This window comes from Sphingomonas melonis DAPP-PG 224 (assembly GCF_000379045.1).
Taxonomy (GTDB): domain Bacteria; phylum Pseudomonadota; class Alphaproteobacteria; order Sphingomonadales; family Sphingomonadaceae; genus Sphingomonas; species Sphingomonas aquatilis.
Genome location: NZ_KB900605.1, coordinates 1,667,772 through 1,683,327, shown reverse-complemented (window position 1 = coordinate 1,683,327; position 15,556 = coordinate 1,667,772). Strand labels below are relative to the sequence as shown.

General features: G+C 69.7%; 10 protein-coding genes and 1 tRNA gene. 7 read left to right on the top strand and 4 right to left on the bottom strand.

The genetic code is table 11. The features are described 5' to 3' along the window. Positions 1-126: 126 nt before the first annotated feature. Complete coding sequence (locus SPHME3_RS0108140) at positions 127-1,032, top strand: LysR family transcriptional regulator (RefSeq protein WP_017979659.1); 906 nt, start codon at positions 127-129, stop codon at positions 1,030-1,032. Between the two features lie 121 nt (positions 1,033-1,153). Here SPHME3_RS0108140 and SPHME3_RS0108135 read toward each other — a convergent pair whose 3' ends face one another. Next, the gene (locus SPHME3_RS0108135) at positions 1,154-1,903 is read right to left on the bottom strand and encodes an SDR family NAD(P)-dependent oxidoreductase (RefSeq protein WP_017979660.1); all 750 of its coding nucleotides are present in this window, start codon (positions 1,901-1,903) and stop codon (positions 1,154-1,156) included. 180 nt (positions 1,904-2,083) lie between these two features. On the opposite strand from SPHME3_RS0108135, the gene SPHME3_RS0108130 reads away from it, so the two are divergent. After that, positions 2,084-5,284 (top strand): TRCF domain-containing protein, encoded by a 3,201-nt coding sequence (locus tag SPHME3_RS0108130; protein ID WP_018250669.1) that lies wholly within the window; start codon positions 2,084-2,086, stop codon positions 5,282-5,284. Between the two features lie 170 nt (positions 5,285-5,454). Here the strand turns inward: SPHME3_RS0108130 and SPHME3_RS0108125 are convergent, their stop codons facing one another. Beyond that, a complete protein-coding gene (locus SPHME3_RS0108125) occupies positions 5,455-6,264 on the bottom strand; it encodes a DUF1134 domain-containing protein (RefSeq protein WP_017979662.1) in 810 nt (269 codons plus the stop codon). 162 nt (positions 6,265-6,426) lie between these two features. Between SPHME3_RS0108125 and SPHME3_RS0108120 the strand changes: the two genes are divergently transcribed. After that, a tRNA-Ser gene (locus SPHME3_RS0108120) sits at positions 6,427-6,516 on the top strand. A gap of 120 nt (positions 6,517-6,636) precedes the next feature. On the opposite strand, the gene SPHME3_RS0108115 is transcribed toward SPHME3_RS0108120, so the two are convergent. Next, a complete protein-coding gene (locus SPHME3_RS0108115) occupies positions 6,637-8,187 on the bottom strand; it encodes an alginate export family protein (protein WP_018250667.1) in 1,551 nt (516 codons plus the stop codon). 63 nt (positions 8,188-8,250) lie between these two features. Further along, positions 8,251-9,597: a dicarboxylate/amino acid:cation symporter gene (locus tag SPHME3_RS0108110; protein ID WP_017979664.1), complete on the bottom strand. Its 1,347-nt coding sequence runs from the start codon at positions 9,595-9,597 to the stop codon at positions 8,251-8,253. A gap of 224 nt (positions 9,598-9,821) precedes the next feature. Here SPHME3_RS0108110 and SPHME3_RS0108105 point away from each other — a divergent pair, with 224 nt between their 5' ends. The 4 genes from SPHME3_RS0108105 (at position 9,822) to SPHME3_RS0108090 (ending at position 15,528) form a co-directional block, all read left to right on the top strand. Continuing rightward, complete coding sequence (locus SPHME3_RS0108105; protein WP_017979665.1) at positions 9,822-11,537, top strand: sensor histidine kinase; 1,716 nt, start codon at positions 9,822-9,824, stop codon at positions 11,535-11,537. Then, positions 11,534-12,850 (top strand): sigma-54-dependent transcriptional regulator, encoded by a 1,317-nt coding sequence (locus SPHME3_RS0108100; RefSeq protein WP_017979666.1) that lies wholly within the window; start codon positions 11,534-11,536, stop codon positions 12,848-12,850. Before SPHME3_RS0108105 ends, SPHME3_RS0108100 begins: the two co-directional genes overlap by 4 nt. A 244-nt stretch (positions 12,851-13,094) precedes the next feature. Beyond that, complete coding sequence (locus SPHME3_RS0108095) at positions 13,095-13,715, top strand: RNA polymerase sigma factor (RefSeq protein ID WP_017979667.1); 621 nt, start codon at positions 13,095-13,097, stop codon at positions 13,713-13,715. A 91-nt stretch (positions 13,716-13,806) separates the two neighbouring features. Then, on the top strand, positions 13,807-15,528 hold the full coding sequence (locus tag SPHME3_RS0108090; protein WP_018250666.1) for a vWA domain-containing protein: 1,722 nt from the start codon (positions 13,807-13,809) through the stop codon (positions 15,526-15,528). Positions 15,529-15,556 lie beyond the last annotated feature (28 nt).

Genomic DNA, 15,556 nt, shown 5'->3' with positions numbered 1-15,556 from the left:
TCCATCTGTCGTGGGCAGCAAGATGGCGCGCGGCCATCAGCGCGTAAACGGAAACGCTGGAAACCGATCGTTTCCTCAAGCGGTTCCTTTGGGTAAGGCTGGCGGTTGCAACCTGTGGGGGGATCGATGCGACTGCCGGATCTGGAAGCCTGGGCGATCTTCGCCGCGGTGGTGGAGCACCGATCCTTTAGCGGCGCCGCCGATGCGATCGGGTTGAGCAAGGCGACCGTGTCCAAGGCGATCAGCCGGCTGGAGGCGCATATCGGCCAGTCGCTGTTCCACCGCACGTCGCGCCGGCTGGCGCTGACCGAGGCGGGGCGACCGCTCGCCGACCATGCGACGCGCATCCTGGGCGAGGCGCGCGCCGCGGAGGAAGCGGCGCGCGATGCGGCGAGCGTACCGACCGGACGCGTCCGACTGGCGGCGCCGATGAGCTTCGGGATCAGCAACGTCGCGCCGCTGCTCGCGACGTTCCTGAAAGAGCATCCGGGCGTCGAGATCGACCTGCATTGTTCGGACGCACGGGTGGATATCGTCGCCGAAGGGTTCGACGTGGCGCTGCGCATCGGCGAACTGGCCGACAGCAGCCTGCGCGCGCGGCGGCTGGGTGATATCGCGGCGCATCTGGTCGCGTCGCCTGCCTATCTGGCCGAGCATGGCACGCCCACGCATCCGGCGGAGCTGTCGGCGCATCGGCTGCTCGGCTATTCGAACGTCACGGGGCCGTGGCATTTCCAGCACGCCGACGGCAGCGACGTCGCGATCCGACCGCAGGGGCCGCTGGTCGCCAACAGCGGCGAGGCGCTGGTGCCCACGCTGCTCGCCGGCCTGGGAATCGCGCGCCTGCCGGCCTTCATCGTCGGCCCGCACCTGGCGAGCGGCGCGCTGGTGCCGCTGCTGGCGGACTGGGCGTCGGCGCCAATCGGGCTGCACATCGTCACCCCGCCCAGCGCGCTACGCCCCGCCCGCGTCGAGGCGCTGATCGCCTTTCTGTCGCAGCATCTGCGCGACCCCTGCGCGGGGCGGGACTAACGGGCCATATATCCCCCGTTCGTGCTGAGCCTGCCGAAGCACGCCTGTACGCACGAACCGCACCGCGCGGAGCACCCAGCCCTTCGACAGGCTCAGGGCGAACGGAGTTTTTAGTCCGCCCCTACCCCTTCCGCGCCACCTGGAAGCCGGCGAAGGACTGGCTGACGGGCATCAGTTCCAGCCGGTTGATGTTGAGGTGCGGCGGCAGCGTCGCGACCCAGAGCATCGTCGCGGCGATATCCTCCGCGGTCATCGGGTCAGCGCCTTTGTAGAGCGTGTCGGACGCGCCCTGATCGCCGCCGGTGCGCACGACGGTGAATTCCGTTTCGACCATGCCGGGCTCGATCGAGGTGACGCGCACGCCGGTGCCGTGCAGGTCCGAGCGTAGCCCCAGCGAGAATTGCTCCACGAACGCCTTGGTCCCGCCGTAGACGTTGCCGCCGGTATAGGGATAGGTCGCCGCGACCGACGACAGGTTGATGATCGCGCCCTGGCGTTCGATCAGGCCGGGGAGCAGCCGGTGCGTCAGCGCGACGAGCGCCGACACGTTGGTGGCGATCATCGTGCGCCAGTCGTCGAGCTTCGCCTCCTGCGCGGGCTTGGTGCCGAGCGCGAGGCCGGCGTTGTTAATGAGCAAGTCGATATCGCGCCAGTCCGCGGGCAGGCTGTCGAGCGCGGCGGCGGTGGCGGCGTCGTCGGCAATATCGAAGGCGAGCGTGTGGACCGCATCGCCCAGTTCCGCCTTCAGCGCGTCCAGCCGGTCGGCGCGGCGGCCGGTGGCGATGACGCGCCAGCCGGCGCCGACGAATTCTTGGGCGGCAGCGGCACCGATGCCGGCGGTGGCGCCGGTGATGAGGGCGGTCTGGGTCATGGCGTCTCTCATGAAAGGGAGGAGTGTCTGCGGGTCTGATGCCGCGACGCGGGCGCGCTGCCAACGATCATCTGCGCGGGGCGATCCGCGGGCATGCGGGCGATCTTCTTTTGCCGACGCGCGGAACGGCGATGGGCGGGCGGGTGTTTCCCGTTATCCTTCAACAGGATGCCCCAGTTCATGCGTACGCTGTCCGCCGCAGAGATCGCGACCCTCGCCCCCGGCGACGACCGGCCCCACCGGCGGCTGGGCATTGCCGAAACCGCGGCGGGGCTCGCCGGCCTGCTGCGCAAGGGCGACGTGCTGGCGGCGGAGGCGGACGAGGTGCGCGCGGCGGCGCTGGCCCGCGCGCTCGCCGCGATGATGCCCGCGGCGACGGTCGTGGTGTGTCCGGGCACCGACGCGCTGCCCGGGGACGAGGCGCCCGCCTCCCCCGCCAATGTCGGGCAGCGCGTGTCGGCGCTGCGCACCGTCCGCTGCACGCTCGCCAAGCGTCGCCGGCCGCGGATCGCGCTGATCACGACGGGTGAGGCGCTTGCCCGCGCCTGCCCTGCCCCCGCGGCCTTCGACGCCGAACCGCCGCGGGTGACGGTCGGCAGCGCATGCGATCTGGCGACGCTGGCCGAGACGCTGACCGACCTTGGCTATATCGCCGACGAGCGGGTCGACGAACCGGGCGAGCTGGCGCTGCGCGGCGCGGTGCTCGACGTGTTTCCCGCCGATGCGGACGCGCCGCTGCGGATCGAGGTGGGCGATGGCCATGTCGTCGCGATCCGATCCTACGACCCCGCCGACCAGCGCAGCACGGGCGAGGTCAAGCAGCGCGAGCTGGGCCGCGTCGCCGAACCGCCGCTGGGCGAGGCACGCTGCACGCTGATCGACCATCTCCCCGATGCGACGATCGTCGTGTCGCCCGCGGCGGACGATCGCCGCCGCCGCCTGCTGCTGCTGAGCGCGGATGCCGCCACGCGGGGTGCCCGCCGGGCGGCGCGCGAGGTCGTGGACGAAGACGCGTGGACCGCGGCGATGGCCGAACGGACCGTCAAGACTCTGCCCAAGGCGGGCGATCCCCCGCCCCGCTTCGTCGAACAGCGCGGGCCGATGCGAGCCTTCGCGAAGGTCGCCAAGGCGGCGCTGGCCGCGGGCACGCGGGTCGTCCTGCTCGGCAGCGCGCGCGACCTGCGCTTCCTGACCAAACGGATCGAGAAGGCGGTCGACGCAAGCGCGACCGCGCTGGACGACTGGACCGCCGTGGCCAAGGCGCCGAAGGGATCGCTGCTGACGCTCGCCGCCCCCGCCGATCGCGGGTTTACGACGAAGGGCGTGCTGGCGGTCGCCGCTGCCGACCTGATCGGCAGCCGTGCGGATCGCGACGACGGGGCGGTGCGGCGCGTCGACCCGGACCTGCTCCAGACCACCGAAATCCGCGTCGGCGATACGGTGATCCATGAGGATCACGGCATCGGCACCGTCGCAGGGCTGGAGTCGCTGGCCGAGGACGGGGAGACCGGCGGCGACGCGATCAAGCTGGTCTATGCGCGCGACGCGGTGCGGCTGGTGCCCGTCGCCGACGCCGACCGGCTGTGGCGCTATGGGGCCGAGGACGATGCGGTGAAGCTCGACACGCTCGACGGCAAGAGCTGGCACGAGCGCCGCGTCGGCATCGACGCCGCGATCGCCGAAACCGCGCGCGGCCTGACGAACCTCGCCGCCGAGCGCGGCGAGCGGACGGCGCCGGTGCTCGATCCCGATCCCGCCGCATATGAACGCTTCGCCGCGGGCTTTCCCTTCTCCGAAACGCCCGACCAGCTGCTCGCGATCGAGGCGGTGCGCAGCGATCTGGCCTCCGGGCGGCCGATGGACCGGCTGGTGATCGGCGACGTCGGCTTCGGCAAGACCGAGGTCGCGCTGCGCGCCGCGGCCATCGCCGCGCTGTCGGGCAAACAGGTGGCGCTTGCCGCGCCGACGACGGTGCTCGCCCGCCAGCATCTCGACAGTTTCACGCAGCGCTTCGCAGGCACGGATATCGTCGTCGCGGGCCTGTCGCGCCGGTCGACCGCCGCCGAGGCACGCCGGGTGAAGGCGGGGCTGCAGGACGGCAGTATCCATATCGTGATCGGCACGGGCGCGGTTGCCGGCAAGGGCGTCGCCTATCGTGACCTGGCGCTGGTGATCGTCGACGAAGAGCAGCGCTTCGGCGCCGCGGACAAGGCCAAGCTGCAGGCGCTGTCGGCCGGCGATGGGTCGGCTGGCCATGTTCTGACGCTGTCGGCGACGCCGATCCCGCGCACGCTGCAGGCGGCGCTGGTGGGGCTGCGCCAACTATCGGTGATCGCGACGCCGCCGGCGCGCCGCCAGCCGATCCGCACCGCCGTCTCCACCTTCGCGCCCGAGACGCTGCGCGCGGCGCTGTTGCGGGAGCGCGCGCGCGGCGGGCAGAGCTTCGTCGTCGTGCCGCGCATCGCCGACATGGCGCCGCTCGCGGACCAGCTCGCCAAGCTGGTGCCCGAACTCGAGCTGTTGCAGGCGCATGGCAAGATGCCGGCTGCCGAGATCGACGAGGCGATGGTGCGCTTTGGGCGCGGCGACGGCGACGTCTTGCTCGCAACCAACATCATCGAGGCGGGGCTGGACGTGCCGCGCGCCAATACGATGGCGATCGTCCACGCCGACCGCTTCGGCCTCGCCCAATTGCACCAGCTGCGCGGGCGCGTCGGGCGCGGGCATCGGCGCGGGCAGGTGCTGCTGTTCACCGATGGCGAGCATGACATCGCGCCGCGCACATTGAAGCGCCTCAGGACGCTGGAGGCGTTCGACCGACTGGGCGCGGGGTTCGCGATCAGCGGGCGCGATCTCGACATGCGCGGCGCGGGCGACCTGCTCGGCGAGACGCAGGCGGGGCATATGCGGCTGATCGGCGTCGAGCTGTACCAACAGTTGCTCGAAGGCGCACTGCGCACCGCGCGCGGCGAGACGGTGGAGCGCTGGACGCCCGAACTGCATTTGGGGCTGGAAGGGCAATTGCCGGCCGACTGGATTCCGGACGAGGATTTGCGGCTGTCGCTCTACGCCCGGCTCGCGCGATTGCGCGACGTCGAGGACGTCGAGGCGTTCGAGGAGGAATTGCGCGACCGGTTCGGTGATGTGCCCGACGCGGCCATGCGGCTGATCGCGCTGGCCCGGGTGCGCGAACTGGCCCGCGCACATGGCGTCGCACGGATCGATGCCGGCCCCGCCGCGGTGGCACTGACGCCGCGGGCGGACAGCGATATCGCCGGGCAGCTCGAGGGGCTGGAGGCAAAGAACGGCCGGCTGATCCTGGCCGAACGGATTGCCGACGCTGGCGAACGGATGGAGCGGATCGCGACGCTGCTCGCCTGAGCTTCACTGCAAAGGGCTGCGGGTCTCCGTCGTCATTGCGAGCGCAGCGCAGCAATCCAGAGCCGGACTAGGACGCCCTGGATTGCTGCGCTGCGCTCGCAATAACGGATGGGCCTAGGCATTACGGGTGGAGCGTCGCTCCGACCAGCGTACAGCGCTCGCCCGACCGATCAGAACGGCAGCCACTTCGCCTTGTGCGTAATCTTCATATAGCCGACGTTGACGCCCGCGCGGTAACCGACGCCGAGGCGGATCGGGATCAGCACGATGTTGCCGCGGCGCAGATAGGTCGCGGCAAAGCCGCCGACCAGATACAGCCGCCCTTCCACCGCCGGGAAGCGGCGGAACAGCTCTTCGGTATCGTAGAGGTTGTAGACGAGGACGAACACCTTGTTGGCGTCGCCGCCGACGTCGAAGCCCACCGACGGGCCGGTCCAATAGACGGGCTGCTGCCCCTCCACCTTGTGGCTCATGATCCCCGAGCCATAGCGCACGCCCAGCACGAACGCGCCCGCGGCTTCGCGGCCTGCGATATAGGCGTTGGGCTCGCCCTGCTCCTTCAGCACCTTTTCCAGCATGCCGGCGAGGCCCGCGGCGCCCTTGCCGAACACGCCCTCGCCCGCGGCGAGCAGGTCTTCGCGCTGATAGGTGGAAGCGGCCTTCAGGGTGGCGTCGGCCTGCGCCTGCTGCTGCGCCTCGGTTGTCTGACCGGCATAGGCGGGTGCGGGGGCCTGGGTGAAGCCGGCACCGGACGCGCCGGCCGTGGTCTCCGGCTGCGCCGCCCAATCCCGCTCCACCGAGGGAGCCGGGGTCGGCGTGGGGCGCGGCGCGGTGCGCGGGGTGGAGGATGTCGTCCGCCCCTGCGTCGACAGATCGCCGTCGATCGCGCGATTGGGATCGATCGTCGTCACCTGTGCGGGCGCACTTGCTGCCACCAGCGCACTCGCCGCCAGCGCGAAACCGATCACCCGCATCACCATTCCCCCTCGTCGCGCCACACGGCGCCGCCCCTCGTTAACCACCCCGGCGCTTGCCCGGCAATGAACGAACGGCGGGCGGCGCCGAAATTACGATCGAATGCGGGCCTCAACCCCGTTGATCCCCCGAAAGACCCTCGCTATAGCCGCCCGACGCCGCAGCTCGGAGACGTGGGTGAGTGGCTGAAACCAACGCTTTGCTAAAGCGTCGTACGGGAAACCGTACCGAGGGTTCGAATCCCTCCGTCTCCGCCACTTGCTTGTTCAGGTGGTTCGTTCAGCCGACGATGAGCGGCGGCGTGTATCTCGTTCGAGACGACATTAGGCCACGTTCCCCGCGGGACGTGGCCTAATGTCATATGGGCCCCCGCCCGATCAGAAGCGCAGGCTGAGCCAGCCGGCGAGGAAGTCCGAACTGCTGTAGCCGGCGTTCTTCAGCGCCGGACCCGCCATCAGATGTTCGTAGCGGCCGGTGACGCTGACGCGTGGCGAGATCGTCCAGACCGCTTGCAGGCGCGCGGTGTCGGCGATCTTGCGGCCGGGGACATTCTGCGTGCCGGCAAAGGCGGTGCCATTCGCACGATACACCGCATCGCGGACCGTATCGCGCCAGCTGAGTTGATATTCCGCCGACAGGCGCACGGTCTTCAGCGGGTTGAAGGTGAAGGTCGGCGCGAGCGCGATCAGATTGGTCGGCGTCGCGTACAGCTGGTAGCTGTAATAGATGTTGTTGCCGAAGGGCGCGAGCGCATTGCGCAGCGTGCCGCCGGTATAGGCCCCGCCGCCCGACGCGTAATCGGCGTGGAAGCCGACGCGCGGGGCGCCGCGATCCTTGCCAAGGCGATAGTTCTGCGCGAACAGCAGCAGCCAGGCGCTGATCGGCCGACCGTCGTAATGGCCGCCCTGATGATTGACCGTCCAGTCGAGGTTGACCGGGCCGATGTCCCCCAGCGTGTGCAGGCCGTAGAAGAAGCGTTCTTCGCGGGTCGTCGTACGGCCCCAGGTGGCGGCACTATTGCGCAGCCGCCAGAAGAAGGGGTCGAGGTAGAGCTTCGACCCGCCGAACAGCGTCTTGGGCAGAACGATACCGCCCGAAATGCCCGAGAAGCGGCGGCCGCGATCGCTGATGTCGTCGCCGGTGCCGCCGACGCCCAATTGGGTCGTATGGAAATCGAACAGGTCCACGCGCACCTGCTTCGCGCGCGCCCAGGCGCGGGTGCCGTTGTAGACGGTGAAGATCGTATTGTTGTCACGCGGCACGACCATCAGGTTCGGACCGTCGGCGAAGGTCTGGCGACCGTAGCGGATGCCGACGTCGGCCTGCGCGATGGTGCCGGTGAGGTCGACGAAGGATTGCTGGACGACCAGATCGTTGCGCATCTGCGGCGTGATCGTACCGAGATTCTGGCCGGCGAGGCCGCCATGCGCCAGTTCGCCGAACAGACGGACGTGGCTGCCCAGATGCAGATCGGCACCGCCGACGATGCGTGTGATGTCCTGCCGTTGCGCCTCACCCGCGCGCAAATTGGGGTTGGTCGTTTCGTTGACGCGGAAGCGTAATTCGCCCGACAGCGTCAGATAGATGTCGCCCTTGCCGTCGAGCGGGATGAACTTCAGCCGGTCGAGGATGTCGTCGCGCTTCTTGGGGTCGCGATAGCGGCGCCAGTCCTCCACCCAGCGCGACTGGTTGTAGCCGCCGCTGGTGACGCCATCGCCGATCGCTTCGGCGGGATAGGCTTCGGACACGGGAGAGGCTGGAACCTGATTGCCCCGTTCCTTGGGCGGTAGCGCCTGTCCGGCGGTCGCGGTTGCAGTTGCGGCGGCGGTTGCAGTTGCGGGGGCGGCGGGAGTCTCGGCCAGCGCCGGAGTGGCGGCGAGAAGGGCGAGCGTGGCGGTGGCGACCAATTGGCGCGCGATGTTCGACATGGGATCGATCTTTCAGTCGGTGGTGGGACGGCGGCGCATCACCGGCGCCGCCGTCTGGTGCGGTCATTCGGCCGCGACGGCACCCGCGGGCAGATCCTCGACGCGGGGCAGACGACCGGCCACCGCCAGGTCGAACTGCTGCTGGTCGAACTTGCCCTCCCACCGCGCGACCACGACGGTGGCGACGGCGTTACCGATGAAATTGGTCAGGCTGCGGCATTCCGACATGAAGCGGTCGATGCCCAGGATCAGCGCCATGCCGGCGACCGGCACCGACGGAACGATCGACAGCGTCGCCGCCAGCGTGATGAACCCGGCCCCGGTGACGCCCGCCGCGCCCTTCGACGAGAACATGGCGACGCCCAGCAGCAGCAATTGCTGGCCGATCGTCAGATCGACGTTGCACGCCTGCGCGATGAACAGCGCCGCCAGCGTCATGTAGATGTTGGTGCCGTCCAGGTTGAACGAATAGCCGGTGGGGACGACCAGGCCGACGATCGACTTGGGGCAGCCGGCGCGCTCCATCTTTTCGATCAGCGCCGGCAGCGCGCTTTCCGACGACGAGGTGCCGAGCACCAGCAGCAATTCCGCCTTCAGATAGCGGATCAGCGTGAAGATCGAGAAACCGGCGAGCTTCGCGACGATACCGAGGACGACGATGACGAAGAGGAAGGAGGTGAAGTAGAAGCTGCCGACCAGCCAGGCGAGGCCCTTCAGCGCCACAATCCCGTATTTGCCGACGGTGAAAGCCATCGCGCCGAACGCGCCGATCGGCGCGACCTTCATGACGATGCCGACCAGCTTGAAGAAGGCGATCGACACGTCCTCGAGCAGGTCGAGCACACGCGCGCCGCGATCGCCGACCAGCGCCAGCGCCACGCCGAACAGGATCGAGACGAGCAGGACCTGCAGGATGTTGCCTTCCGTCATCGACGACAGGAACGTGTCGGGGATGATGCTCATCAGGAAGCCGACCAGCGTCGTTTCATGCGCCTTTTCGGCAAAATCGGCGATCTTGCTGGTATCGAGCGTCGCGGGATCGATGTTGAGCCCCGCGCCCGGCCGGACGACATTGGCGACGACCATGCCGATGATCAGCGCCAGCGTGGAGAAGAACAGGAAGTAGATGAACGCCTTGCCCGCGACGCGGCCGACCGAGGCGAGATCGCGCATGCCGGCGATGCCGGTGACGATGGTGAGGAAGATGACCGGCGCGATCACCATCTTCACGAGCTTGATGAAGGCGTCGCCGAGCGGCTTGAGCGCTTCGCCGGTGGTGGGCGCGAAATGGCCGAGCAGCACGCCCGCGACGATCGCGGCGAGCACCTGGACATAGAGGTGTGCGTACCAGGGGCGTGCCGCGGGCGGAACCGCGTGCGGCGTTCCGCTGGTGGCCGGATAGATCGTCATGGATGCGGCTCCTCTCGAATGACCCGCGTGCGTCGCGGTGTGGTTGGGTCGAGTGTTGCCGGACGCGCCGCGCGGACTGAAACAGTGCACCGCGTATATTTAAATCTTTTTTTTGTAGCGGCTTAGCGTAGATCATCCGTTGAACGACGTGTCACTATTCGCCTCCGCCAGACCGTCCAGTGCCGAAAATTGCACACGCGCCGTCACCGGCGTACGATGCCGGCATGCGGGATTCGAGAATCGTGCGCCGGATCGGATGGGTGCTCGCCGCGCTGGCAGCCAGCGTGCTGGCGGCACTGGCGATCGGCATGGTCGCCGAACGCAATGCACGCGCGCGGTTCGAGGCCGCGCTGACCGCCGACGTCCGCCTGCGCCAATCGCTGCTGACCAGCGAGATCGCCCGGTTTCGCCTGTTGCCCGAAGCGCTGTCGGACGATCGCGACGTCGTGGGCACGCTGGCCGGCATGCCCGGGATGGCGGCGGCACTGAACCGGAAGCTGGAGGGGCTGGCCACGAGCACCGGCGCGGCGGTGATCTATGTGATCGACCGCGACGGCAACACGCTGGCGGCGAGCAACTGGCGCATGCCCGACAGTTTCGTCGGCAACAATTATCGCTTCCGCCGCTATTATGCTCAGGCCGCGCGGACCGGTCAGGCGGAGCAGTTCGCGCTCGGCACCGTCAGCCATCGGCCGGGCCTGTACCTGTCCAGGCGCACCCGCGACGGCGGCGTCGTGGTGGTGAAGCTGGAGCTCGACCGGGTCGAGCGCGAATGGCGGCAGGCCGGCGGCATCACCTTTGCCACGGGACCGCAGGGCGTCATCCTGGTCACCAGTCGCGAATCGTGGCGCTTTGCCGAGACGCGCCCGCTGGCGCCCGCCGCCGCCGCCGCCGCCCGGGCCGACTTCGGCATCGCGGCGCTGGGCCCCCGCCCCTGGCGCGATGCCGACGGCCGCCTGACCGATGGCGCGAGTGGCGAGACGCTGATGATGGCGACCAGCCCGGCCGATGCTGCCGGCTGGCGGGTGACGCTGGCGATGCCGACGCGCGGCGCGATCACCGCGGCGATGCGCAATGCCGCTGGCGCGGCGGCGCTGGCGATGCTGGCGCTCGTCGCGATGGGCTGGGCGTTGCGCGAGCGTGCCCGCCGCCGCGCCGAACGGACAGAGGCGCTGGAGGCGGCGGTGGCCGAACGCACCGCGGACCTGAGCCGCGAGATCGCTGAACGGGCCGCGGCGGAGGCGCGCGCCGACGACCTGCGCGAGGGACTGCGCCAGGCGAACCGCCTCGCCGCACTGGGCCAGATCACCGCCAGCGTCGCGCATGAGACCGCACAGCCGGTCGCGGCGATCCGTACCTATGCCGCCGCGGGCGAGGCGCTGCTGGATCGCGGCGCACTGGAGGAGGTGCGCGGCAATTTGCACGCCATCGCCCGGCTGACCGAACGGATCGGCGCGGTGACGGCGGAGCTGCGCGGCTTTTCGCGCAAGGGGTCGGGCGCGATCGGCCCGGTGGCGCTCGCCGAAGTGCTCGACGGCGCGCGGCTGATCCTGAAGGAACGGTTGGCGCGCGTCGCGGTGCGCTGGCCCACCCTGCCGCCCGGCCTGATGGTGGTCGCCGGTCGCGTGCGGCTGGAACAGGTGGTGGTCAACATCCTGCAGAATGCGGTCGAGGCGCTGGATGGCCAGCCGGCACCCGCGATCACGATTGCGCTGGACGATCAGGGCGAGTGCGTGGTGCTGACGATCGCCGACACCGGCCCCGGCATCGCGCCGGACATCGCCGAACGGCTGTTCACCCCCTTCGCCACCAGCCGCCCGACTGGGCTGGGGCTGGGGCTGACGATCGCGCAGGATATCATGCACGACCTCGGCGGATCGCTGCGGCTGGTGCCGAGCACGCACGGCGCCGCCTTCGCCATCGCGATGCGGCGCGCATGAGCGATATCACGCCCCGCGTCGCGCTGGTCGACGATGACGACGATCTGCGCGCCGCAACCGCGCAATGGCTGTCGCTGGCCGGCTTCACCGTCGACAGCTTCGCCGCCGCGCCGCCCGCCCTCGACGCGCTGGGCGCCGACTATCCCGGCGTCGTGGTCAGCGATATCCGCATGCCGATCATGTCCGGGCTGGAGCTGTTCGCCACACTGCATGCGCGCGACCCGGCGCTGCCGGTGATCCTAGTGACGGGCCATGCCGATGTGGCGACCGCGGTCGGCGCGCTGAAGGCGGGCGCGTGGGATTTCCTGAGCAAGCCGTGCGATCCCGATGCGCTGGTCGCGGCCGTCGGCCGCGCCGCGACGGCCCGGGCGCTGACGCTGGAAAACCGGCAGTTGCGCGCCGCGGCCGAGGAGGCGGAGAGCGGCGGCGTCGCCGCGGCGCTGGTCGGCCGCAGCCCGGCGATCCGGCGGCTGCGCGAAATGGTGCCGGTGCTGGCCAATGCCGACATCGACCTGTTTATCGAGGGCGAGACGGGGACGGGCAAGGAATTGCTCGCGCGGCTGATCCACCGGGCGGGGCGCCGCGGGCGGCACCGCTTCGTCCCCGTCGCCTGCGCCGCGATCCCTGAGGAGCTGATCGACGGCGAGCTGTTCGGCCCCGGCGACACGGGCGTGATGGCGTCGAGCCGGGGAACGCTGTTCCTCGACGATATCGATCGCGCCTCGCCGCGCCTCCAGGCCCGGCTGGTGCCGCTGATCGAGGAGCGCGCGGTGCGGACGGGCACGCGGGCGCCCGCGCCGATCGATCTGCGTATCATCGCGGCGGGCGGCGAAGCGGGTGAGCATGGGCCGGCGGCGATTAGCCCCGAGCTCTTCTATCGCCTCGCCGCAGTCCGCCTGCGGCTGCCGCCGCTTCGCGAACGGCGCGAGGACATCCCCCTGCTGTTCGCGCATCTGGTCGACGCGTCCGCCGCGCGGCTGCGCATGCCGGTGCCGCCGCTGACCGCGATGGCGCGCGAGCGGCTGGCGGAGCATCACTGGCCGGGCAACGTGCGCGAGCTGGCGCATTTCGCCGATCGCGTCGTGCTGGACCTGGAACCGGGCGATGGCGCCCCCGCCGTGTCCTCCGCGACGCTGCCCGACCGCGTCGCCGCCTTCGAACGCGAAGCGATGGTCGAGGCGATCCGCGCGGCGGGCGGCGACGCCAGCATCGCGATGGAGCGGCTGGGGCTGCCGCGAAAGACCTTCTACTATAAGGTGCAGCGGCATGGCATCGATCTGACCGCGCTACGCCGAGGATTGCGCAGCGATTAGGGGCGTATTCGTCCAATTCGCTGGGGCCGCGGTCAGCCACGCATAGCCGGCCTAAACCTCTTGGCGACGCCAGAGACGGCACCGCAGAACATCCCCGATCGTCATTGCGAGCGCAGCGAAGCAATCCAGAGCCGGATCAGGACGCCCTGGATTGCTTCGCTGCGCTCGCAATGACGAAGCATACTGCTCTCATCCCACGACGTCGCCCCGCCGCTGGTGAAAACGGGTGTCCTGCACACCGGCCATGGCGTCGCGCGGCGCGATCGGGCAGACAGCGGGCATGGCGGGGGACGGTCTTGATGGGCAGGCGCGATCGGACGATGCGCTGTCATCCACTGCGCCGACCACAGACCCCGACGCCGATCTGGTCGCTGCGGCGATAGCGGGAGATCGCGACGCGTTCGGGACGCTGATCGATCGGCATTATGACCGAATCCACGCGCTCGCCTGGCAGCTGACCGGATCCCGCAGCGATGCGGAGGATATCGCGCAGGATGTCTGCTGTGCGCTCGTCCGGCGGATTGGCAGCTTTCGCGGCGAGGCGCGCTTTTCGACCTGGCTGTGCGGTATCGTCTTCAACGCCTGCCGCGATGCGCGGCGCCGCGGCCGCGCGTTTCGGGGGCTGACCGACCGGCTGGCGGTGATCGCCGGGATCGGGCGCGGCGGCGACCCTGCCGATCTGCACGATGCGATGTGGGTGAAGAGCGCGGTGATGAAGCTGCCCGCCGCCTATCGCGACGCCGTAGTGCTGGTTGCGGGGCAGCAGCTGACCCATGCCGAGGCGGCGGCGATCCTGGGTGTCGCCGAAGCGACGGTGTCGTGGCGCCTGCACGAGGCGCGCAAGCGGCTGGGCGGGGGCGTGTAAAAAAATGCGCGGGCGCTCCCAAGGATCATGCGGGCTGCCGCGTCGAAGGAACAGGCGGACGATGTGCCGCCGGTTCTTCGAGGAGACTGCCATGACCCGTGCCCGCTTCGCCCGCCCTGTCCTGCTCGCCGCACTGGGCCTGCCCGCGCTGTTCGTCGTTGGATGTGCCGATACCACGCGGCGGACCGGCGCAGAGAGTCCGACGCCTGTCGCGCAGGAGGCGGCCAACGATATCGTCCTGACGGGATCGCGCGTCACCACCCCCAACGAACCGGCACCGCCGCCCCCGCCGCCGCCCGCACCGGCGCCGATCATGATGTCGTCAGCGTACCGCGTGAACGCCCCCTTCGCGCCGCACCTGCCGCCCCGCCCGATGACCGGCCGCGACCGCTTCACGCCGATCAAGCAGAATGCCTTCCAGCGCGTCGCCGAGGCGCCCGTCTCCACCTTTTCGCTCGATGTCGACACCGCCTCCTATGCGTTCGTGCGTGCGTCTTTGAACCGCGGCACGCTGCCGCCGCGCGACGCAGTGCGGACCGAGGAGCTGGTGAACTATTTCCCCTATGACTATGCCCCCGCGAAGAGCGCGGCGGAGCCGTTCAGCACCGATCTGTCGGTCTTTCCCAGCCCCTGGGCGCCGGGGCGGCTGATCGTCCGCGTCGGCGTGCGCGGCTATGACCTGACCCGTACCACGCGGCCCCGTGCGAACCTCGTCTTCCTGGTCGATACGTCGGGATCGATGATGAAGCCCAACAAGCTGCCATTGGTGAAGCAGTCGCTGACGCTGCTGCTCGACAGCCTGGGCGAGGACGACCGGGTCGCGATCGTTGCCTATGCGGGTCAGGCCGGCACCGTGCTGGAGCCGACGCCCGCCAGCGACCGGACCCGCATCCTCGCGGCGCTCGACCGGCTGGAAGCGGGCGGCAGCACCGCGGGCGCCGAGGGCATCCGCCAGGCCTATGCGCTCGCCGAGCGCGACTTCGATCCCAAGGGCGTGAACCGCGTGATCCTTGCGACCGACGGCGATTTCAACGTCGGCATCACCGATCAGGACCAGCTGAAGGGCTATATTGAGGCGGAGCGGACGAAGGGCGTCTATCTGTCCGTGCTGGGCTTTGGCATGGGCAATTACAACGATGCGCTGATGCAGACGCTGGCGCAGAACGGCAATGGCGTCGCCGCCTACATCGACACGCTGAACGAGGCACGCAAGACGCTGGTGACGGAGGCGACCTCGTCGCTGTTCCCGATCGCCAAGGACGTGAAGGTGCAGGTGGAGTTCAATCCCGCCGCGGTCGCCGAATATCGCCTGATCGGCTACGAAAACCGGCTGCTGGCGCGCGAAGACTTCAATAACGATAAGGTCGATGCCGGCGATGTCGGCGCCGGGCGGACGGTGACGGCGCTGTACGAAGTGGTGCCGGTCGGCGGTCCGCGCACGGTCGATCCGCTGCGTTATCGCAAGGACGCCAAGGCCAGCGCGGCAAAGGCGCGCGCCGCCGAGCTGGGCTTCGTCAAGATCCGCTACAAGCTGCCGAAGGCATCGACCAGCCGGCTGATCGCGCGGCCGATCCCCGCCACGCATGCCGCCCGCTTCGCCGATGCGCCGCGCGACGCGCGCTTCGCCACCGCTGTGGCCGGGTTCGCCGAACTGCTGCGCGGCGGCACCTATGAAGGGCGGTTCGACTATGGCGATGTCGCGCGCATCGCGATGGGGGCGAAGGGGGCCGATCCGTTCGGCTATCGCGCCGAGTTCGTCGACCTCGTCGCCAAGGCACGCGCCGCGCAGGCGATGCCGCCGCTGGTGCGCTGAGCGATGGCGGGCGGCATTGACGCTTTCG